At 75.1% G+C, this 18,709-nt stretch carries 15 protein-coding genes; 6 read left to right on the top strand and 9 right to left on the bottom strand.

Annotated elements, in window-relative coordinates; genetic code table 11:
- The first annotated feature begins 130 nt into the window (after positions 1-130).
- Entirely contained in the window at positions 131-1,381 is a 1,251-nt protein-coding gene (istB, locus tag ACIA79_RS01395; RefSeq protein ID WP_399425890.1) for an IS21-like element helper ATPase IstB, read from the top strand.
- 95 nt (positions 1,382-1,476) lie between these two features.
- Here the strand turns inward: istB and ACIA79_RS01390 are convergent, their stop codons facing one another.
- On the bottom strand, positions 1,477-1,890 hold the full coding sequence (locus ACIA79_RS01390) for an organic hydroperoxide resistance protein (protein WP_399425888.1): 414 nt from the start codon (positions 1,888-1,890) through the stop codon (positions 1,477-1,479).
- A 104-nt stretch (positions 1,891-1,994) separates the two neighbouring features.
- On the opposite strand from ACIA79_RS01390, the gene ACIA79_RS01385 reads away from it, so the two are divergent.
- Positions 1,995-2,510, top strand: a complete 516-nt coding sequence (locus ACIA79_RS01385; protein WP_399425886.1) for a MarR family winged helix-turn-helix transcriptional regulator — start codon at positions 1,995-1,997, stop codon at positions 2,508-2,510.
- 27 nt (positions 2,511-2,537) lie between these two features.
- On the opposite strand, the gene ACIA79_RS01380 is transcribed toward ACIA79_RS01385, so the two are convergent.
- Entirely contained in the window at positions 2,538-3,143 is a 606-nt protein-coding gene (locus tag ACIA79_RS01380; protein ID WP_399425884.1) for an NAD(P)H oxidoreductase, read from the bottom strand.
- A 156-nt stretch (positions 3,144-3,299) separates the two neighbouring features.
- Here ACIA79_RS01380 and ACIA79_RS01375 point away from each other — a divergent pair, with 156 nt between their 5' ends.
- Positions 3,300-6,779 carry a BTAD domain-containing putative transcriptional regulator gene (locus ACIA79_RS01375; RefSeq protein WP_399425883.1) on the top strand — a complete coding sequence of 1,160 codons (3,480 nt, stop codon included), beginning with the start codon at positions 3,300-3,302 and terminating at the stop codon, positions 6,777-6,779.
- Positions 6,780-6,834: 55 nt separating this feature from the next.
- Here ACIA79_RS01375 and ACIA79_RS01370 read toward each other — a convergent pair whose 3' ends face one another.
- The 5 genes from ACIA79_RS01370 to ACIA79_RS01350 form a co-directional block, all read right to left on the bottom strand.
- Positions 6,835-8,226 carry a carboxyl transferase domain-containing protein gene (locus tag ACIA79_RS01370; protein WP_399425881.1) on the bottom strand — a complete coding sequence of 464 codons (1,392 nt, stop codon included), beginning with the start codon at positions 8,224-8,226 and terminating at the stop codon, positions 6,835-6,837.
- Positions 8,219-9,763, bottom strand: coding sequence for an acyl-CoA synthetase (locus ACIA79_RS01365; protein ID WP_399425879.1), 1,545 nt, complete (start codon positions 9,761-9,763; stop codon positions 8,219-8,221). The genes ACIA79_RS01370 and ACIA79_RS01365 overlap by 8 nt, the downstream gene beginning before the upstream one ends.
- A 217-nt stretch (positions 9,764-9,980) precedes the next feature.
- Positions 9,981-10,736, bottom strand: a complete 756-nt coding sequence (locus ACIA79_RS01360) for a LysE family transporter (RefSeq protein ID WP_399425878.1) — start codon at positions 10,734-10,736, stop codon at positions 9,981-9,983.
- 221 nt (positions 10,737-10,957) lie between these two features.
- Positions 10,958-12,001, bottom strand: coding sequence for a rod shape-determining protein (locus ACIA79_RS01355; protein WP_399425876.1), 1,044 nt, complete (start codon positions 11,999-12,001; stop codon positions 10,958-10,960).
- Between the two features lie 178 nt (positions 12,002-12,179).
- Positions 12,180-12,785 carry a hypothetical protein gene (locus ACIA79_RS01350; protein ID WP_399426268.1) on the bottom strand — a complete coding sequence of 202 codons (606 nt, stop codon included), beginning with the start codon at positions 12,783-12,785 and terminating at the stop codon, positions 12,180-12,182.
- A 134-nt stretch (positions 12,786-12,919) separates the two neighbouring features.
- Between ACIA79_RS01350 and ACIA79_RS01345 the strand changes: the two genes are divergently transcribed.
- Positions 12,920-13,783, top strand: a complete 864-nt coding sequence (locus ACIA79_RS01345) for a hypothetical protein (protein WP_399425874.1) — start codon at positions 12,920-12,922, stop codon at positions 13,781-13,783.
- Between the two features lie 118 nt (positions 13,784-13,901).
- Here the strand turns inward: ACIA79_RS01345 and ACIA79_RS01340 are convergent, their stop codons facing one another.
- Entirely contained in the window at positions 13,902-14,372 is a 471-nt protein-coding gene (locus ACIA79_RS01340; RefSeq protein ID WP_399425872.1) for a MarR family winged helix-turn-helix transcriptional regulator, read from the bottom strand.
- Between the two features lie 91 nt (positions 14,373-14,463).
- Here ACIA79_RS01340 and ACIA79_RS01335 point away from each other — a divergent pair, with 91 nt between their 5' ends.
- The gene (locus ACIA79_RS01335; protein ID WP_399425870.1) at positions 14,464-15,483 is read left to right on the top strand and encodes an NADP-dependent oxidoreductase; all 1,020 of its coding nucleotides are present in this window, start codon (positions 14,464-14,466) and stop codon (positions 15,481-15,483) included.
- 65 nt (positions 15,484-15,548) lie between these two features.
- Positions 15,549-15,971 (top strand): organic hydroperoxide resistance protein, encoded by a 423-nt coding sequence (locus tag ACIA79_RS01330; RefSeq protein ID WP_031070009.1) that lies wholly within the window; start codon positions 15,549-15,551, stop codon positions 15,969-15,971.
- A gap of 150 nt (positions 15,972-16,121) precedes the next feature.
- On the opposite strand, the gene ACIA79_RS01325 is transcribed toward ACIA79_RS01330, so the two are convergent.
- A complete protein-coding gene (locus tag ACIA79_RS01325) occupies positions 16,122-18,653 on the bottom strand; it encodes a M14 family zinc carboxypeptidase (RefSeq protein ID WP_399425868.1) in 2,532 nt (843 codons plus the stop codon).
- Positions 18,654-18,709 lie beyond the last annotated feature (56 nt).

Here is an 18,709-nt window from a genome sequence, read left to right as displayed (position 1 = left end):
CGGCATGCGCCGTGGTCGTGAAGAAGAGCCGGTGCTACTGGAATTCTATTAATCCCTACGGGTGGCTCGAATTCAGATTTACGGCGACGGCCCACCAGAATGGCGGAACCCCCCGCCGCTGGAGGTCCCGTTGTCCCGCTCCGCATCGTCGCCCTCGACCATCACGACCATCGGACTCGCCCTGTTCGCCACCCGCTGGCTCCAAGCCCCCCTGTATTTCGGCCTGGTGGCCGCGCAGGGGGTGTACGTCTACAAGTTCTTCAACGAGCTCTGGCACCTCGTCGACCACGTCGTCAGTGGGCAGGCGGACGAGACCTACGTCATGCTCGCGGTCCTCAAGCTCGTCGATGTCGTGATGATCGCCAATCTGCTGATCATGGTGATCGTGGGCGGCTACGAGACGTTCGTCTCGCGCATCGGGCTGCAGGGGCACCGGGACCAGCCCGAGTGGCTGTCGCACGTGAACTCCAACGTGCTTAAGGTGAAGCTGGCGACCGCCATCGTCGGGATCTCCTCGGTGCACCTGCTGCAGATGTTCGTGGACGTGCACCACACCCCCCGGCACGACCTGCTGTGGGGGACGGTCATCCACATGGCGTTCATCGCCTCCGCGGCGATCCTGGCGTACATGTCCGGGCCCATGGCCGCGCAGGAGCACAAGGGCCACGGGGAGCGGGAGCCGCATCACCTGATGCTGCCGCGGCAGCGCGACAGGCGGAAGGCCGAGGCGGCCCAGGAAGCGGGCATGGCCGAGGAGCCGGACGGCCGCGGGTCCGCCGCGGAGGAGCGGATCCAGGCGGCCGGCTTCCCTGCGCGCAAGCTCCTGGAGATGTTCGACGACGGGCACCTGCGCGCGCCCGAGCCGCAGGCGATCGCCCGGCTGGGGAAGGTCGACTTCGTCCCGCGCAAGGTGAACGTCGTCCTCCTCGGCGCGCCCGGCACCGGCAAGACGCACCTGGCCATCGCGCTGGGCGTGCGGGCCTGCCAGGCCGGCCACCGCGTGCTGTTCGGCACCGCGGCCGAGTGGGCCGACCGGCTCCGGGAGGCCAAGGCCGCGGGGCGCTTCGCCAAGCTGCTCGCCGAGCTGGACGCGTACCCGCTGCTGATCGTGGACGAGGTCGGGTACGTGCCCTTCGACGACGACACCGCCCAGCTCTTCTTCCGGCTCGTGTCCCACCGGTACGAGCGCGCGTCGGTGATCGTGACCAGTGACCGGCCGTTCGCCCGCTGGGACGAGGTCTTCGGTGACGGCGGCATCGCCTCGGCGACCGTCGACCGCCTCGTCCACCACGCGGAGGTGCTCACCCTCGAGGGGGAGAGCTACCGCTCGCGCCGGCTGGACGGGACCGCCGTCACGGGATGGGGAGCGCAGGGCTACTGACCGGCGGGGTGCCCACCCCGGAGGAGACGGCGTGAGGGGCCCGGACGCTCGTCCGGGCCCCTCACGCCGTGCGGTGCGCCCTGCTCAATGACGAGCTACTCGATGACGAGCTCGACCGGGATGTTGCCGCGCGTGGCCTTGGAGTACGGGCAGTACGCGTGGGTCTTCTCCAGCAGCTCGCGGCCCGCGTCGCCCTGGAGGTGCTCCGGGAGCTCGACCCGCATCACGACGGCCAGGCCGAAGCCGCCGTCCGTGTCCTTGCCGATGCTGACCTCGGCCGTGACCGAGGCGTCCTTGACGTCGATCTTCTCCTGCCGGCCTATCGCCCCCATCGCGCTGGCGAAGCAGGCCGCGTACCCGGCGGCGAAGAGCTGCTCGGGGTTGGTGCCCTGGTCGTTGCCGCCCAGGGCCTTGGGGAAGCCGAGCGGAAGGTCGATCTGCCCGTCGGAGCTGACGGCGCGGCCCTCCCGGCCGTTGGCGGTCGCGACAGCGGTGTACAGGGCGTCCATGGGGTCTGTCCTCTCGCGTGATGAGTGCTTGAGGTAATTAATAGCGAACCATTAAGTTGTGCGCAACTAAATGGCGTGCGGTGTGACGCACGTATCCTGGACCCATGCACACGACCGGCCCCGGAGCGCGGGACGAGCACTTCCTCCGCCTCGACCACCAGATCTGCTTCTCGCTGCACGCCGCCACGCGCGCCTTCAACGGCGTCTACCGCACCGTCCTCAAGGACCTCGGCCTCACGTACCCCCAGTACCTGGTCATGCTGGTCCTCTGGGAACACGGCGAGCTGCCCGTCAAGCGCATCGGCGCGCACCTGCGCCTCGACTCCGGCACCCTCTCCCCGCTGCTCAAGCGCCTGGAGGGCGCCGGCTACGTCGAGCGCCGGCGCAGCCCCGAGGACGAGCGGTCCGTCACCGTCCGCACCACACCGGCGGGGGCCGGGCTGCGCGAGAAGGCCGTCGGCGTGCCCCGGCGGATCGCCGCCGCGACCGGGATGTCCCTCGACGAGGTCCGGGAGCTGCGCGCCCGCCTCGACGAGCTGACCGCCGCGCTGGACCTCGCCGGGACAGGCCTCGCCGAGAGCGACCTGGCCGAGGGGGCGTGCGTGGAGGAGACCTCGTAACGCCCGGAGGTACGGCCGGCCGGAGCGTCAGTCCAGGTGTGCGTCCAGGGCCGCCTCCGCGGACGCCAGGATCGTCCGCACCCGTTCCGGGCGCAGCTCCTCCGGCACGCCCGAGAGTTCCGTGCCGTGCAGGAGCGCGACCGCCGCGCCGGCGATGCCGCAGTACTGCGCGATCCCGGCGCGCAGCTGGGTGTCCATCGACGCGCCGAGGCCGTCCTTCTCGAAGTCGGCCGCCGAACCGGCCGCCAGGCCCAGCCACAGCATCCGCTTGCCCGCGAGGCGCGGGGTGCTGCGGCCGTACGCGAACCCGTAGTTCCACACGCGGTCGATCCAGCCCTTGACGATGGCCGGCGGCGCGAACCACCACACGGGGAAGACGATCAGGATGTCGTCGGCCGCCAGGATGCGCTCCATATGGGCGTGGACCTCGGGCGAGTACCGCTTCTCCCGGTCCTCCCAGTCCGGTTCGTCGGCCGGCGTCATGCGCGGGTCGAACCCCTCGGCGTAGAGGTCGAGTACGTCGACGGTGCCGCCGGCGTCCTTCAGACGGGCGTGCAGGTGCGCGGCCACCTGGGCCGTCAGCGAGTCGGTGCGCGGGTGGCCCAGCACCAGCAGGGTGTGCCGTGTCGTCATGGTGACTCCTCGTTCTTCGTCCGTGCCCGGTTCCGCGGGGTGCCCGGGTGCCCGGTGGTGTGGGGAGACTCTGCGGCGCGGCGCCTCGGATACGGCTCGGACGGTGTTACGGCCCTGTTCTGACCGGCTCCGCACGGCCGGGTTACGGTGGGCCGCATGCGATTCGGCGTGCTGGGGGAGACCGCTGTCTGGACCGACGGAGGCCGGTCCGTACGCGTCCCGGAGCTCAAGGTGCGTGCTCTGCTCGCCTCGTTGCTCGCGGAGCCCGGCCGCCCCGTCGCCGCGCACCGGCTCATCGACGACCTGTGGCCCGACGAGCCGCCCGCCAACCCCACGCGCTCCCTCCAGGCCAAGGTCTCCCAGCTGCGGCGCGTCCTCGACGAAGCCGAACCCGGCGCGCGGAACCTCCTCGTGACCCGGGCGCCCGGATACCAACTGGAGCTCCCCCCGGGCGCCTTGGACGCCCACCGGTTCGCGGAGCTCACCGCCCGCGCCAGAACCGTGCCCGACGCCCGCTCACGGGCAGGGCTGCTCGCGGACGCGCTCGCGCTGTGGCGGGGTCCCGCGTTCGCGGACTTCGCGCAGGAGCCCTTCGCGCGGGCGGTGGTGAACCGGCTGGAGGAGGACCGCCTCGCCGTGGTGGAGGAGCACGCCGAGGCGCGGCTGGGGGCGGGCGAACACGCCGCGCTCGTCGGCGAACTGGCCGGCCTCGTGGAGCGGTACCCCCTGCGGGAGCGGCTGCGCGCCGTACAGCTGCGGGCGCTGTACAGGGCCGGCCGGCAGAGCGACGCACTCGCCGGTTACGAGGACCTCCGCGCCCGGCTCGCCGGTGAACTCGGGCTCGACCCGAGCCCGGAGCTCGTCGCGCTGCACGGGGCGCTGCTGCGGCAGGAGGCCGGGCGCGCCGCCGGTGCGGAGCCGCCCCGGACCAACATCCTCACCCCGCTGAGCGCGCTCGTCGGACGGGACGACGCCGTCACCGACGTGGGCGAACTCCTCGCCGTACGGCGGCTCGTCACCCTCACCGGACCCGGCGGCGTCGGCAAGACACGGCTCGCCCTGGCCGTCGCCGAGGAGGTGCGGCACACCTTCCCGGACGGCGCGTGGCTCGTCGAACTCGCCGGTTCGGCAGGTGGCCTGGCCGAGGTCGTCGCCGCGGCGATGGGGCTGCGGGACGACGGCGTCCGGGGCGTGCTGCCCGACGGGGCCGCGGGCCCGGCCGGCCCGGCCGAACGGCTCGCCGCCCTGCTGCGCGACAAACGGCTGCTGCTCGTCCTCGACAACTGCGAGCACGTCGTGGACGAAGCCGCCGCGCTGGTGGAACTGCTGCTGCGCACCGCGCCCGGACTCGTCGTCCTCACCACCAGCCAGGAAACGCTGGCCCTCGCCGGCGAGACCCTGTGGGCCGTACCGCCGCTGGCCGTCGAGGGCGCCGTGGAACTCTTCGCGGAACGGGCCGCGGCCGCCGCGCCCGGCTTCGTGCTCGACGCGACCGCCCGCACGGCGGTGGAGGCGATCTGCCGCCGGCTCGACGGCATCCCGCTCGCCCTGGAACTGGCCGCCACCCGCGTACGGGCCCTCGGGGTGCACCGGCTGCTGGAGCGGCTCGACGACCGCTTCCGCCTGCTCAGCGCCGGGCAGCGGGGCGCACCTGCCCGGCAGCGGACCCTGCGCGCCATGATCGACTGGAGCTGGGAGCTGCTGACCGGGCCCGAGCGGGTGGTTCTCCGGCGGCTCGCCGTGCACGCCGAGGGCTGCACGCTGGAGGCGGCCGAGGACGTGTGCGGCGGCGACGGCGCCGACGACGTGCTCGGACTGCTGGCGCGGCTGGTCGACCGCTCGCTGGTCGTCGTCGCCGGGGAGCGGTACCGGCTGCTGGAGTCCGTCGCCGCGTACTGCGTCGAGCGGATGCGGGAGGCCGGCGAGCTCACGGCCGTACGGGAACGGCACGGCGCCCACTACACGGCGCTCGCGGAGACCGCCGAGCCCCAGCTGCGCGGGCACGGGCAGCGGGAGTGGCTCGTCCGGCTGGACGCCGAGAGCCCCAACCTGCGGTGGGCGCTGGACGGAGCGGTGGAACGCGCGGACGCCTCGTCCGCCCTGCGGCTCGTCGACGCGCTCTCCTGGTACTGGATCCTGCGCGGCCGGATCGGCGAGGCCCGCCGTTCCGTGGCGGCCGCACTGGGGCTCAGCGGCGGAGACGCGGCCCTGCGCGCCCGGGTACGGGTGTGGCAGGTCGGTCTCGCCGTCCTGAGCGGCGACGGCGAGGACCGGATGGCGCGGATCGGGGCGGCGCTCGAGGAGTACGGGGAGGTCGCGCACGCGACCGGGCTCGCGTGGGCGCGCTGGTTCCTGGTGCACACGCTGTGCGGGACGGGCGACATCGTGGCGGGCGAGGCGCTCACGGCGGCGGCGCTCGAGGGGTTCCGGGCGGCGGGTGGCGGTGGCGGCTCCGGGACGGGCGGTTCTGCGACGGGCGGTGCCGGGACGGGCGGTGCCGGGACGGGCGGTGGCGGCTCCGGGACGGGCGGTGGTGGTGCCGGCGGCCGTCCGGACGACGGGGCGGTCCGGGGCGCGGCGGCTCGGGGCGAGGCGGTCTGGGGCGAGGCGGCGGCGCTGGCCGACCGGGCGGTGCAGAGGCTGCTGCGGAGCGACCTGAAGGGGGCGGAGGAGGACGCGACGCGGAGCGTCGAGCTGTTCGGGGCGGTCGGGGACGCATGCAGCCGGCTCTGGTCTGTGCACCCGCTCGCCTCGGTCGCCGAGATCCACGGCGACTACGCGCGGGCGGCCCGGCTGCAACGGGCCGCGTTGGTGACGGCACGGGAGTTCGGGCTGTCCACGCAGGCGGCCGAGTCGCTGACGGGCCTCGCACGCACCGCCCTCCTCATGCGCGACGCCGACGGGGCGCGCGACCTCCACGAGCGGGCGCGCCGCGCCGCCGTCGAGCTCGGCTTCCGGGCGGGCGAGCTGAACGCCCGGCTCGGGCTGGCCCTGGGCGCCCGGCGCGAGGGCCTGCTGGACGAGGCGGAGACCCATCTGCGGGCGGTGCTGGAGTGGCACCGGGAGCTCGGCATGCAAGGGGCGAAGGCCCTGGTCCTCGCCGAGCTCGGTTTCCTCGCGGAGCTGCGGGGCGACGCGGCCGGAGCCCGCGCCCTGCACGCGGAGGGGTACGCCATGGCGCGGTCCACGGGTGACCCCCGGGCGGTGGCCCTCGCAATGGAGGGGCTCGCCGCCGCGCACGCCCTGGAGGGCGCCCACGGCGCGGCCGCCCTGCTGCTGGGCGCCGCGTCCGCGTCCCGCGCGGCGGTGGGCGCCCCGCTGCCACCGGCGGAACGCGGCGACGTGGAACGGACGGCGGGCCGGGCACGGACGGCACTGGGGGAGGCGGCGTTCGCGGTGCTGTTCGCGCGCGGGGAGACCCTCTCACCGGCGGAGGCGGTGGCCGGGGCGAACGGGGAGGCAGCGGTGGCCGCGGAGGCGGTGGCTGGGGAGCCGGAGGTGGCGGCGGCCCCGGAGGCAGCGGTACCCGCGGAGGCGGTGGCCGCGGAGCCGGAGGCGGCGGCGGCCGGGGCGGTGGCCACGGCGGACCTGGCGGCACTGGCAGCCGCCGAGCCGGCGGAGGCGGGACCGCGGTGACGCGCGGCCGGCGGTCCGGCCCCGCACCCGCCGCGTTTCCCGGGTGCGGTGCTCGTCAGACGATGCCGCGCACCACCTCCAGTTCCACCAGGTCCTGCGGGCGCAGCCGGAGTTGCTCGGCCGTGTGCGGGGCGTCCCCGGGCGGGCGCTTGAGTATCGCCGCCGCCAGCTCCGGGGCGATCACCGAGAAGTAGCTGTCGGGCGTCGCCCAGGTGTTGCCCGGCGCGGCCAGCGCCAGCGCCCCGCCCGAGCCGCCCTCGCCGATCAGCAGCGTGGTCACCGGTACGCGGGCACCGGCCACGGCCGCGAAGGCGTCCGCGATCGCCGCGCCCGCGCCCGCCCGCTCGGCCTCGTCGTCGTTCGCCGCGCCGGGCGTGTCGACGAGCGTCAGCACCGGGAGGCCCAGCCGGTCCGCGAGCCGGATCACCCGCGCCGCCGTCCGGTAGCCGGCCGGGCGGGTCGCGGTGCCGCACTGCGCGACGTACGCGACCGCCCGCCCGTCGGCGCGCACGCCCACTCCGCACAGCACCCCCGGATCCGTACCGCCGCAGCGGTCGCCGGCGAGCGGCAGGCGGCGGGAGAAGTACCGGTCCAGGTACGCCTCGGCGCGCGGGCGGGCGGCATCCCGGGCCTGGCCCACCGCGGCCCAGCCGGTGGCGGGGAGCGGCCGTGCGCCGAGGGCGGAGGGCGGGGCCACCGGACCCGGCGCCGGGCTCGTCAGCGCGGCCAGCCAGTCCGCGACCGTGCTGCGCAGCTCCTCGGGGCGGACGACGGCGTCGATGTGTCCCGCCGCCAGCTGGCCCTCGGCCGTGTACGCCGCCGGGTCGGCGTCCGGCGGCCGCACCCGCGAACCGGCGAAGCCGATCTGTGCGCCGGGCAGCGCCAGGATGACATCGGCGCCCGCGCCGACCGTCGCCCAGCCGCCGCCGGTCGCCGGATCGCGCAGCACGGCGATGTGCGGCACGCCCGCCTCCCGCAGCAGCACCGTCGCCCGGGCCACCCGCTGGAGCTGGGTCAGCGCGACCATGCCCTCCTGCATGCGGCTGCCGCCCGTGGCGACGAGCGATACCAGCGGGACGCGCCGCTCGCGCGCCAGGCGGTAGGCGTCCTCCAGGCGGTCGCCGGCCCGTTCGCCCAGCGAGCCGCCGAGGAACCCGAACTCGAAGGCGAGCATGACGCAGGGCCGGCCGCCGACGGTCGCCGTGCCGTGGAGGACGGACTCCTCCTCGCCCGTACGGGCCGCCGCACGCGCGCGTGAGGCGCCGTAACCCTCCCAGGACAAGGGCCCGTCGGGCGCGGCGGCCCGGGTGGGGAGCCGGTGTTCGGCGAAGTCGTCGGCGAGGAGCGCGACGGCCTCCCGGGCGGACGGCCGCGAACCCCGGGGCCGGGGCCCCTCGGGCCCCGAGTCCCCGGGCCGGGGGTCCCCGGGCCGGGGCGCCTCAGGCATGGAGGGCCCGCTTCATGATCTTGCCCATGTCGTTGCGCGGCAGCGCGTCGAGGTGGCGTACCGCGCGCGGCCGCTTGTGCGGGGCGAGCTGGGCCGCCACGTGGTCGGCCAGTTCCTCCGCGCCGGGCGGGTTGCCCGGGTCCGCCGGGACGACCCAGGCGACGATGCGTTCGCCCAGGTCCGGGTCCGGTTCGCCGGTGACGGCGGCCTCGCGCACGCCCGGGTGGTCCAGCAGCGCGTTCTCGATCTCCCCGGCCCCGATCTTGTAACCGCCGCTCTTGATCAGGTCGGTCGCCTTGCGCCCCACGATCCGTACCGAACCGTCCGGGTCCCGCACCGCCATGTCGCCCGTGCGGAACCACGTGCCGTCGAAGGCCGCGGCCGTGGCGTCGGGCCGGTTCAGGTACTCCGTGAACAGGTTCGGGCCGCGGACCTGGATCTCGCCGACCGTCTCCCCGTCGTACGCGGTGATCTCGGCGCCGTCCTCCTCGACCAGGCGCAGGTCGACGCCGCGCAGGGGTACGCCGACGGAGCCGGGGCGTGGCTCTGCGTCCACGCGGACGGAGGTGTTCATGAGGGTCTCCGTCATGCCGTACCGCTCGATCACGCGCCGCCCGGTCGCGGCGGCGATCCGCTCGTGGTCGTGGAGCGGCAGCGCGGCCGAGCCGGAGACCAGCAGCCGCGCGCCGGACAGCGCCTTGGCCAGCTCGGCGTCATCGGGCAGCGCCTCGGCCAGGCGGTGGTACATCGTCGGTACGCCGAACAGCATGGTCCCGCCGGACGCCAGTTCGCGCGCCACGCCCTCCGGGCTGAACCGGCCCAGGTGGCGCACCGATCCGCCGCGCCGCAGCGGGCCGAGGACGCCGAGGATCAGCCCGTGGACGTGGAACAGGGGCAGGGCGTGCACGAGGACGTCGTCGGACGTCCAGGCCCAGGCGTCCTCCAGCGCGTCGAGGCTCGCGGCGACGGCGCGACGGGACAGGACCACGCCCTTGGGCGGGCCGGTGGTGCCGGAGGTGTAGACGATGAGCGCGGGAGCCTCGGGGTCATGGGCGTCCCGTCCGCCCGCCGCGTCCCGTCCGCCCGCCGTGTCGTGCCCGTACGCCGTGTCGTGCCCGTGGCCGGGGAGCCGGTCCGCCGGGCCGTCAGCGGCGATGTCCAGGCGCGGTACGGCGGCGAGCGGGGCGGGCAGTTCGTCGCCCGGGGCGGCGAGCACCAGGGAGGGCCGGCTGTCGGTGACGATGTGCGTCAACTCGCGTGCGCCGGTCTTGGGGTTGAGCGGTACGGCAGGAACGCCGGCGAGCAGCGCGGCCACCACCGCGACGGCGGTCTCCAGCGTGGGCGTGGCCCACACGGCGACGCGCTCCGCTCCGGCGAGCCGCGTGGCCACGGCACCCGCCGCGGCGCCGAGTCCGCCGTACGTGAGCGCGCGGTCCCGCTCGGCGGAAGGGTCCGGCGCACCGGATCGGCCCGGCTCACCGAAGCGCAGCGCGGGCCGGTCCGGCCGCTCGGACAGGGCCGGGAACAGGGAGCTCACAGGTGGTCCTCCTCGCGTTGCTGCACAGGCTGGTCATCCCGGGGCGCGGGCCCCACCATTCTCCCCGCCCGCGCCGAGGGGGAAAGCGATGCCGTGTGTGCTCTTCGCCGCTGTTGCGGCCCCTCGGCCCCGCCCGCACCGGTCGCGTCCGCCCGCCCCCGCACAACCCACCACCGTGCGGTGCTGCGCCGGACGGCGTACGGGTGCCCCACGCGGGCTACGGGAGGGGCAGCGCCACCTTCACCGCGTACACGCCCACCAGCCCGTACCCGGCCCGGAAAGTCCATTTCCGTACGGTGCCGGAGATCCGCGCCCCGGCGAAGGCGCTCGTCGCCACGAGGAGTTGCTGCCAGGCGAGCGAGGCGACGAAGACGCCGGCCACGAACACCGCTCCGGCCGTCCCGCCGCTGAGCGCGGCGCCCTGTGCGGTGGTGAGGGCGGCGAAGTAGAGGGCGGTGGTGGGGTTCACGAGCGTCAGTCCGGCGAACCGCGCGAAGGTGCGGGACGCGGTGGTGGTGCGCCACCCGGCTGCGGGGCGTGCGGGGTCTGCGGGACCTGCCGTGGCGTCGGCCTTCCGGAGGGCCGCCCGGCTCACCACCCCGCCGGCCGCATTGCTCGCCGCGCCGCTCGGTGCGGGGGCCGGTGCCGGCTCCGGCCGCTCCGCCTCGCCGGGCTCCCCGGTGTGGCGCGACGTCCACAGCCCGTGCACCGCGATGGCGAGCAGGACGGCGGCGGACACCAGCCGTACCCACGCCTCGACACCGGAGAGGGCGGCCGCGACCAGCGGCCCCAGTGCGGTGGCCAGCACCGCGTACCCGAGGTCCACGACGGCGACGGCCGACGCGGCGGCCACGGCTCCGCGCCGGTCGCGCATGCCCTCCTGCACCAGCAGCACACCGACGGCGCCCAGGGGCATGGCCACCCCGAGCCCGGCGGCCGCACCGGCGAGGGCGGTCGTCCACATGTCGCTCATCGGGCCACGATGGCGCGGCGGGCACGGGCGGCGCGAGCGGTTTTCGCCACGGCCAGGCTCCTCGGCGGTGACCGGTCCGCCGCCCGGCAGCTGCTAGGGGGTCGGCGCACCGGGGGGGGGACCTCGTGCGTCCGCAGTAGGCAGGTCCCGGTCGGCGCCAGCGCCGGTGCCGGCGCCCGGCACCGGTCAGGGAAGGAGCGGCAGCCTGCCCGCCGGCCGGGTCACTCCGCCTCGGTGAGCGGGTTCAGCGTCAGCGGCTCGATACGGCCTTCCAGCATCGCCCCCAGCCCGAGGACGGCGCAGATGTCGGGCCGCTCGGCGATGTGCACCGGCATCCCGGTCGCGTCGCGCAGCATCTGGTCCAGGCCCGGCAGCAGCGCGCTGCCGCCGACCATCATGATCCCGCGGTCGACCAGGTCCGCCACCAGATCGGGCGGGCAGTCGCGCAGGACCTTGCCGATGCCGTCGAGGACGGCGGTGAGCGGGGTGTGCAGCGCCTGGCGCACGGCGGCGGTGTCGACGAGCACCGAACGGGCCAGGCCCGTGGCCACGTCCCGCCCGTGGATCTCGGTGGAGGCGGGGCCGGCCGGGGTGAGACCGTTGCCGTGCAGGGCCAGTTGCAGGGGGCGTACCGACTGGCTGGGCAGCATCAGCTCGTGCTGGTGGCGCAGGTACTGGATGACCGCGTGGTCGATGGCGTTGCCGCCGACCGGGATGCGCTCCGCGGTGACGATCGCGCCGAGCGAGAGGACCGCCACCTGGGTGGTGGCCGCGCCGCACACCAGGATCATGGTGGCGCTCGGCTGCTCGACCGGCAGACCGCAGCCGACGGCCGCCGCGATGAGCGTGTCCACCAGCTCGACGCGCCGGGCGCCGAGGCCGACCAGCGTCTCGACGGTGGCGCGCTGCGCGAGCGGATCGCTGTCGTGCGGGGTGCACGCGGCGGCGCGCAGCAGCGGCTTGCGGCGCAGCTGGCGGCGGAGCTTCTCGCCCAGAAGGTGGCGCAGCATGCGCTGGGCCATATCGATGTCCACGACGGTGCCGCCGGAGACGGGACGCACGACGCGGATGTAGTCGGGGGTGCGCCCGGTCATCTTCTCGGCGAACTCACCGACGGCGATCAGCGCGCCGGTACGGGTGTTGACGGCGGCCACGCTCGGCTCGTCCACGACGAGTCCGACGCCCTTGACGAAGACCCGGGTCCTGGCGGCACCCAGGTCGACGCCCACATGGCAGCGGCGCAACTGCTCAAGACTGACGGTCACGGTGGGGATCCTCCCGAGAGCGGTACGTCTTCGCATCGTCCGGTCACGGGGCGTGCGGCGCGCGCTGGGGGAGCTGACGGGGTGACAGGCCGGCGGCGCGCACTCCGCGCGGAAGCCGCCTCCGCGGGAGCCGCCTCACGGGGTCACCCGCGGGAACCGCGCCTTGCGCACCCGTTCCTCACAGGAGCCGCTGGAGCAGCCCCCAGGTGAACTCGGCGACGCACGCCTGCCCGTCCGGCAGCGTGAAGGCCAGGCGCCACCGCGTCGGCGCGCTGCCCTCCAGCGGCCGGGCCGGGGGGAAGGCCCGCGCCACCTCGTCGACCGTGCAGCTCCAGGGGCGCAGGTCGGCGGCCGTCCGCAGCGCGGGGGCGGGCGCGCCGGGCGCCCGGACGAGCCACTCGTTCCACACCGCGCCCCCGCGGCCGGGGGCCGTGAGCACCTCGAACCGCAGGTCCGGCCAGAGCGGTACGGGCCACAGCAGCGCCTCGCACTCCAGGTCGCCGATCCTGCGCCGGGTCCGCGACTCCGGCTCGCCGAGCACGGACCGGTAGCGGGCCGCCGCACCCCGGCCGCGGGGCGCGTGCACCATGGCCTGCCAACGGCGGTTCGCCTCGCGCATGTCGGCGATCGACGCACCGAGCACGCGACGGGCGTCCTCGACCAGGCCCGGCTGGAAATCGGCCATCCGGCGGAGCAGGACGAGTTGGAAGGCGCGCGGCCCGAAGGAGGAGGATCCCGAAGGGGTGGGGGCGGAGGGTACGGAGTCGGACGGTTCCTTGTCCATCATGCGGACATCCTGCCTGTTCCGGCTGTATCGGATGAACCGATCGGACACGCCGGGGGACGGCCGTTTCCACACAGGATCCTCACAGCACCGGCTATCTCCGCTGTCGGGCAGCCGCATACTCTGCGGGCGCCATGGATTTCTGCCACCAGTGTCAGCGGCATCTCAACGGCGCCCTGGCCTGTGCCGGCTGCGGAACGCCCGCCGAGGAGCTCCGGCACGTAGACCCGCACCCGTCCGCGGCGGACGACCTCGTCATCGAGCTGCGCCGGGACGAGGAGCGGCCGCCCGCGGTGCCTCGCCGTGCCCGCTCCGAGGCAGCTGCCCGCTCCCGGACCGCCCGGCCCGAGGGCGACGAGGGCCGGGCGGGCTCCCGGGGACGCCCGGCCGGTCGCCGTGCCCGCAGGCGCCGCGGCCGCAAGCTGGTGATCGGGCTGGCCGCCCTGGCGCTGGCGGCGGGGGCGCTGAGCCTGGCGGAACTGGCCATGGAGCATCCGGGCGAGGACGGCGCCGCCACCGCCGTACGGCAGGACGACGCGGTGCAGACCGCTCAGCCGGCGCCGGACCGGCCCTCGGGCGACGACGAGCTGCCGGACGGCCCGAGCCCGGTGAACGAGCCGGCCTCGGCGACCTCCGCCTCTCCGGGCCCCTCCGACGACGGGTCGGCCGGCACCGGCCGGCCGTCGGGCGGACCGAGCGCCTCGGGCTCCCCCGGCGCCCCGTCCCCGGGTGCCTCCGCGCCGGGAGGGGGCGGCGAGCCGGGTGCCCCGGGCGAGCCCGGCGCGTCCGACGACCCCGGCGCCCCCAGCAGCCCCGGCGACCCGGGCGACCCCGGTCCCCAGGACCCCGCGCCGGGTGACCCGGACCCGGGTTCCGGCGGTGACCCGGGCGGCGGCGAGCAGCCGCCCTCGGACCCCGATCCGGACCCGGACCCCCCGTCGGAACCCACGCCCGCGCCCACCGAGACCTGCGACTGGTTTCTCTGGTGGTGCGTCTAGGGCGACGGTGGCGGACCCTGCCGGGCAGGTGAGCCCGGCGGTAGGGACGTGACGTCCTGGAGATCATCCCCGGCCGCGCGGCCCGGCGGTCCCTCGCGGCACTCGTCAGGGGGGCTGCTCAGCCGGCCGCGGGCCCCGCGGGGTCCTCCGGCGGGGAGTCCAGCATCCGGCGCAGCAGGTCCCGCAGCGACGTCCGCTCGTCCTCCGACAGGGCGGCGAGCGGCTCGCGGGCGAAGTGCAGCGCGTCCCGGAGGCGGCGTGCGGTGGCGCGGCCCTCGTCGGTCGCGGCCGCCAGCTTCACACGGCGATCCGCCGGGTCCGGGCGGCGCTCGACCAGGCCGCGCGACTCCAGCCGGTCCACGATGCCGGTGACGTTCGACGGCTCGCACCGCAGTGACGTGGCGATGCGGCGCATCGGGAGCGGGGCGAGCGTCAGCAGCCCCAGGACCCGCGCCTGCGCGCCGGTGAGGGAGTGCTCCGCCGCGGCCTGCTCGTACTCCTCGTGGTAGCGGGCCACGATCGTGCCGATGAGCTCGACCACTTCGAGGGTGAGCGGGTCTGTGCGGGGTCTTCCGGTGCTGCTGGCCATGCACCTCACGATACCCGGTTACTTGACAACCTGAAATATCCAGGCCCATGGTTGTTTCAGGTAGTGAAGCAATTCTAGGAGGCACCGCGCCATGTCCGCTCTTCCCGCGTCCGGCCGTGAATGGCACCTCGTCGCCCGCCCGCACGGCTGGCCGAAGCCGGAGGACTTCGCCCTGCGTGAGGCGCCGCTCACCGAGCCCGGAGAGGGCCGGATCCTCGTCCGCAACCTCCACTTCTCCGTGGACCCGTACATGCGCGGCCGCATGAACGACGTCAAGTCGTACGTGCCGCCGTTCCAGCTCGACCGCCCCATGGACGGCGGCGCGGTGGGCGAGGTCATCGCCTCCGGCGCCGAGGGCTTCGCGGTCGGCGACCACGTGCTGCACGGCCTGGGCTGGCGCGAGTACGCCGAGCTCGACGCCCGGCACGCCACCAAGGTCGACGGCACGATCGCCCCGCTCTCCGCGTACCTCGGCGTCCTCGGCATGACCGGCATGACCGCGTACGCGGGCCTCTTCGAGACCGCCTCCTTCAAGGAGGGCGACGCCGTCTTCGTCTCCGGTGCCGCCGGCGCCGTCGGCAGCCAGGTCGGCCAGCTCGCCAAGCTCCGCGGCGCCTCCAGGGTCATCGGCTCGGCCGGCTCCGACGAGAAGGTCAAGCTCCTGACCGAGGAGTACGGCTTCGACGCGGCCTTCAACTACAAGAACGGCCCCGTCGCCGAGCAGCTCAAGGCGGCCGCCCCCGACGGCATCGACGTCTACTTCGACAACGTCGGCGGCGAGCACCTCGAAGCCGCGATCTCCCGGCTCAACATCCACGGCCGCGTCACCATCTGCGGCATGATCGCCGGCTACAACGACACCGAGCCGACCCCTGGCCCGCGCAACATGGCCATGGTCATCGGCAAGCGGCTGCGCCTCCAGGGCATGCTGGTCAACGACCACGCCGCGCTGCGGCCGCAGTTCGTCCAGGACGTCGCCGGCTGGCTGGCCTCCGGCGAGCTCAAGTACCACGAGACCGTCGTCGAGGGCATGGAGAACGGCGTCGACGCCTTCCTCGGCATGCTGCGGGGCGAGAACACCGGCAAGATGATCGTCTCGCTCACCCGCTAGGCTCACTCCAGGCCGCCGTGACCGTGGGCGCGAGTCGCGGCGCAACACAGGAGGAAACCTCTTACATGTCCATTCAGCAGTCCGACGTCCTGTACACCGCCGTCGCCACCGCCGAGAACGGTCGTGACGGCCGCGTCTCCACCGACGACGGCAAGCTCGACGTAGTGGTCAACCCGCCGAAGGAGATGGGCGGTTCGGGGGAGGGAACGAACCCGGAGCAGCTGTTCGCGGCCGGTTACAGCGCCTGCTTCCAGGGTGCGCTCGGTGTCGTCGCCCGCCAGGAGGGCGCCGACATCTCCGGTTCGACGGTGACCGCCGAGGTCGGCATCGGCAAGAACGCCGAGGGCTTCGGCATCATCGTCAAGATTTCCGCGAAGATCCCGAACGTGAGCGCCGCCACCGCCAAGGAGCTCATCGAGAAGGCCCACCAGGTCTGCCCGTACTCCAAGGCGACCCGCGGCAACATCACCGTCGAGCTCGCGGTCTGACCGAGCGCATCCGCACGGGCCGTCCCACGGCCCCGGACGACGACAGGGCCGCACCCCGCAACCGGGGGTGCGGCCCTCGCCGTGCACCGGGGCCTTGCGAGGAACGGCACCGAACGCCGCTCACTGATCCGTCCCGATCGGCATAGCCCCCTAACGCGTGGTCAGCAGCGCCCGTCCGACCTGCGCCGCCAGCCCCTTGGGGTGTGCCCGGAACAGCGGTTGCGTTCCGAACAGCACGACACCCGGACCGCCGACCACCGAGGCGCGGCCCGCCGCGTCGGCCGGCCCGCCCGTCCCGTCGCCGTCCGCCCGCCAGTGGCCCGCCACGAGCAGGCGTCCCGAGGCGTACGACTGGTGCACGCGCACCCCCTCGCCGAGCGCCGTGAACCACACCGGCGCGTAGACGAACGCGTGCGCCGGAGCGCCCGCCGTGAGGGCATCGCCGCGCGCGCCCGCCACCCGCACCACGCCGTTGGCGTCACCGTTGCCCTCCACCGCCGTGGCCGCGAGGAGTCCGGCCGCCGTGCTGAACGCCGCGCCGCCGCTGCCGACGCCCACCACGCCGACGCCGCTCGCCTGGAAGGCGGCCCGCGCCGCCGGGGTGAGCGCGGCGTGGTCGAGCCCGGCCGAGACGTACAGCACGTCCACCCGCGACCAGTCGAAGCCCGCGTTCAGCGTGGCCGTCGACACCGGCAGCACCTCGAAGCCCATCTCCCGCAGGGCGAACCGCTCACCGGCCGTCAGCGCCGCCGCCACCCGCGTCCGCCGCAGCGGCTCGCCGCCCCGCTCCCGCGCCGCCTCGAACCGCACGCCGAGCCGGTCGGCCAGGACGCGCGCCGCGCCCCGCGCCGCACCCGGCACGACCGCCGAGCCGTCCTCCGCCCGGCGCACCCGGACGCCCTGCGCGAGCAGCGCGTTGAGCGCCGCGACCTCGCCGGGGTCGGTGAGCGACAGCCTCAGGTCCCCGGACGCGGCGACGTACCCGGTCGCGCGGGCCGCCCGCACCGGTCGCACCGGTACGCGTGGCGCGGCGTCCCGCACCGTGTCCACGGTGGCGCCCCACAGCAGCCCCAGGCTCCACCCCGAGATGTCGTACATCGCGGAGACGTCCGCACTGATGTCCCGGCCCTCCGCCAGCATCGCCTGCGCGAGCCCGCGCTTGGGCTGGCGCATGTCGACGACGTACGACCCGGCGGGGTGGACCCGCCCGGCCGCCCGGAAGTCCCGCTCCGCGCGCCCCACCCGCACGTCGTTGGCGAGCAGGTGGTCCACCAGCCGCGCCGCGGCCACCGCCGACCGCTGGCCCTTGCCCACCGGGATGACGTACGCCCGGGGGAAGGTGGTCGTGTAGACGTCCTCGGGCCCGATGCCGGGCACGCCCGGCACGGTCCGCTCCGACACCGGGCGCTGCGCCTCCCCGGCCGCGCCCCGCCGGAACACCTCGATCTGGTCGGCGATCAGCGACGTGCGGTGCGTGTACGCGTAGTCCAGGGCGGCACGCATCGCCGCGCCCGCGATGCCGGTGTTGATCTCCGCCCGGCGGCGCAGTTCGGCGACGGGCAGGGAGGTGTAGGCGGAGTTGTTCACCGTCAGCGGGAACTCGACGGTGTGCGCGGCCACCGCGCCGTGGAAGGGCATGTACTGCGGGGTGAAGACCGGTGGCCAGTCGTCCCACCCCTCCTGCTGGTCGCGGAAGGGGATGACGGCCGGCTCGACGCCGTCCCGGGCGGGCGTCCAGCCGAGCCCGTTCACCCGCTCCTCCATGCCGAGCGCGTTGGCGTAGGAGTGCTTCAGGAACAGGTCGTACTCGTAGTTCTCGCCGTGCGGCGGGGTCGTCGGCTCGATCAGCGTGCCGTTGACGTACCCGTGCAGGTCGAGCATGACGGCCGGCTGCTTGTCGATCGCGATCCGCCGCACCGCGCGGGTCTCGGGCTGCGAGCCGGTGATGAAGTCGCGGTTCAGGTCGAACCCGGCGGCGTTGGCACGGGTGCCGGCGACCCGGCCGTCGGGGTTGGCCGTGACGTTGATGTACAGCCGCGTGGTGCGCAGCAGCCGGGCGGTCCGGGCGTCCCGGGCGGCCGCCAGCTCCTCGATCAGCTTCAGGGCGGCGTCGGTGCCCTCCCACTCGTTGCCGTGGATGTTGTTGTTGAGGAAGACGGGCGTCTTGTACGCGGACGTGACGTGCGGGTCCCGGGCCGCGGCGGCGGGCGCGCTCTCGATGAGCTCGCGCATCCGCTCCTGCTCGCGCGCCTGCCGGGCGCTCTCCGGCGCGGTGACGGTCACCAGGTACAGCTCGCGCCCCCCGGCGGACCGCCCGGCGACCTCGACGCTGACGCGGTCGCCCAGCCTCTGGAGGGCGTTCAGCCGGGGCGCGAGGGAGTGGTACGGCGCGAGGCCCAGCTTGACGGACGTGTCGGCGGGGTTCACGGGCGGTGCGTCGAGGACCGTACGGCGCGGATAGCCGCCGAGCGCGCGGAGGGCGGCCGCCGCGTCCCGCGGTGCGGCGCCCGGCTCGGCCCCGGCCGCGAGCGGCGCCGGCCGGGCGAGCTCCTCACCCCCTCGCCGTACGGGGGCGGGCGCGGCCGCGCCCGGGTCGGGGACGGCGACGGCCGGCGGCGGCAGGAGGAGCAGCGCCCCCGCGAAGGCGGTGGCGCCGATGAGGAAACGTCTCGGTATGGCCATGCACGGAGGGTCTACCCTGTCACCTCCATGACAACAAGGGCGCCCGGCCGCCCGAT

It is taken from the genome of Streptomyces sp. NPDC051310 (assembly GCF_044455245.1).
In the GTDB taxonomy this organism is placed as follows: domain Bacteria; phylum Actinomycetota; class Actinomycetes; order Streptomycetales; family Streptomycetaceae; genus Streptomyces.
Note: the sequence above shows the minus strand (reverse complement) of the source record. Positions and strands in the feature narration are given on the sequence as shown.

Excerpts from the sequence above, each read along its gene's own strand:
- ACIA79_RS01375 (WP_399425883.1), top strand. The coding sequence starts at position 3,300 with ATGCGATTCGGCGTGCTGGGGGAGACCGCTGTCTGGACCGACGGAGGC.
- ACIA79_RS01350 (WP_399426268.1), bottom strand. The coding sequence starts at position 12,785 with ATGGACAAGGAACCGTCCGACTCCGTACCCTCCGCCCCCACCCCTTCG.
- ACIA79_RS01380 (WP_399425884.1), bottom strand. The coding sequence starts at position 3,143 with ATGACGACACGGCACACCCTGCTGGTGCTGGGCCACCCGCGCACCGAC.
- ACIA79_RS01340 (WP_399425872.1), bottom strand. The coding sequence starts at position 14,372 with ATGGCCAGCAGCACCGGAAGACCCCGCACAGACCCGCTCACCCTCGAA.
- ACIA79_RS01325 (WP_399425868.1), bottom strand. The coding sequence starts at position 18,653 with ATGGCCATACCGAGACGTTTCCTCATCGGCGCCACCGCCTTCGCGGGG.
- ACIA79_RS01335 (WP_399425870.1), top strand. The coding sequence starts at position 14,464 with ATGTCCGCTCTTCCCGCGTCCGGCCGTGAATGGCACCTCGTCGCCCGC.
- ACIA79_RS01390 (WP_399425888.1), bottom strand. The coding sequence starts at position 1,890 with ATGGACGCCCTGTACACCGCTGTCGCGACCGCCAACGGCCGGGAGGGC.
- ACIA79_RS01370 (WP_399425881.1), bottom strand. The coding sequence starts at position 8,226 with ATGCCTGAGGCGCCCCGGCCCGGGGACCCCCGGCCCGGGGACTCGGGG.
- ACIA79_RS01385 (WP_399425886.1), top strand. The coding sequence starts at position 1,995 with ATGCACACGACCGGCCCCGGAGCGCGGGACGAGCACTTCCTCCGCCTC.
- ACIA79_RS01360 (WP_399425878.1), bottom strand. The coding sequence starts at position 10,736 with ATGAGCGACATGTGGACGACCGCCCTCGCCGGTGCGGCCGCCGGGCTC.
- ACIA79_RS01345 (WP_399425874.1), top strand. The coding sequence starts at position 12,920 with ATGGATTTCTGCCACCAGTGTCAGCGGCATCTCAACGGCGCCCTGGCC.
- ACIA79_RS01330 (WP_031070009.1), top strand. The coding sequence starts at position 15,549 with ATGTCCATTCAGCAGTCCGACGTCCTGTACACCGCCGTCGCCACCGCC.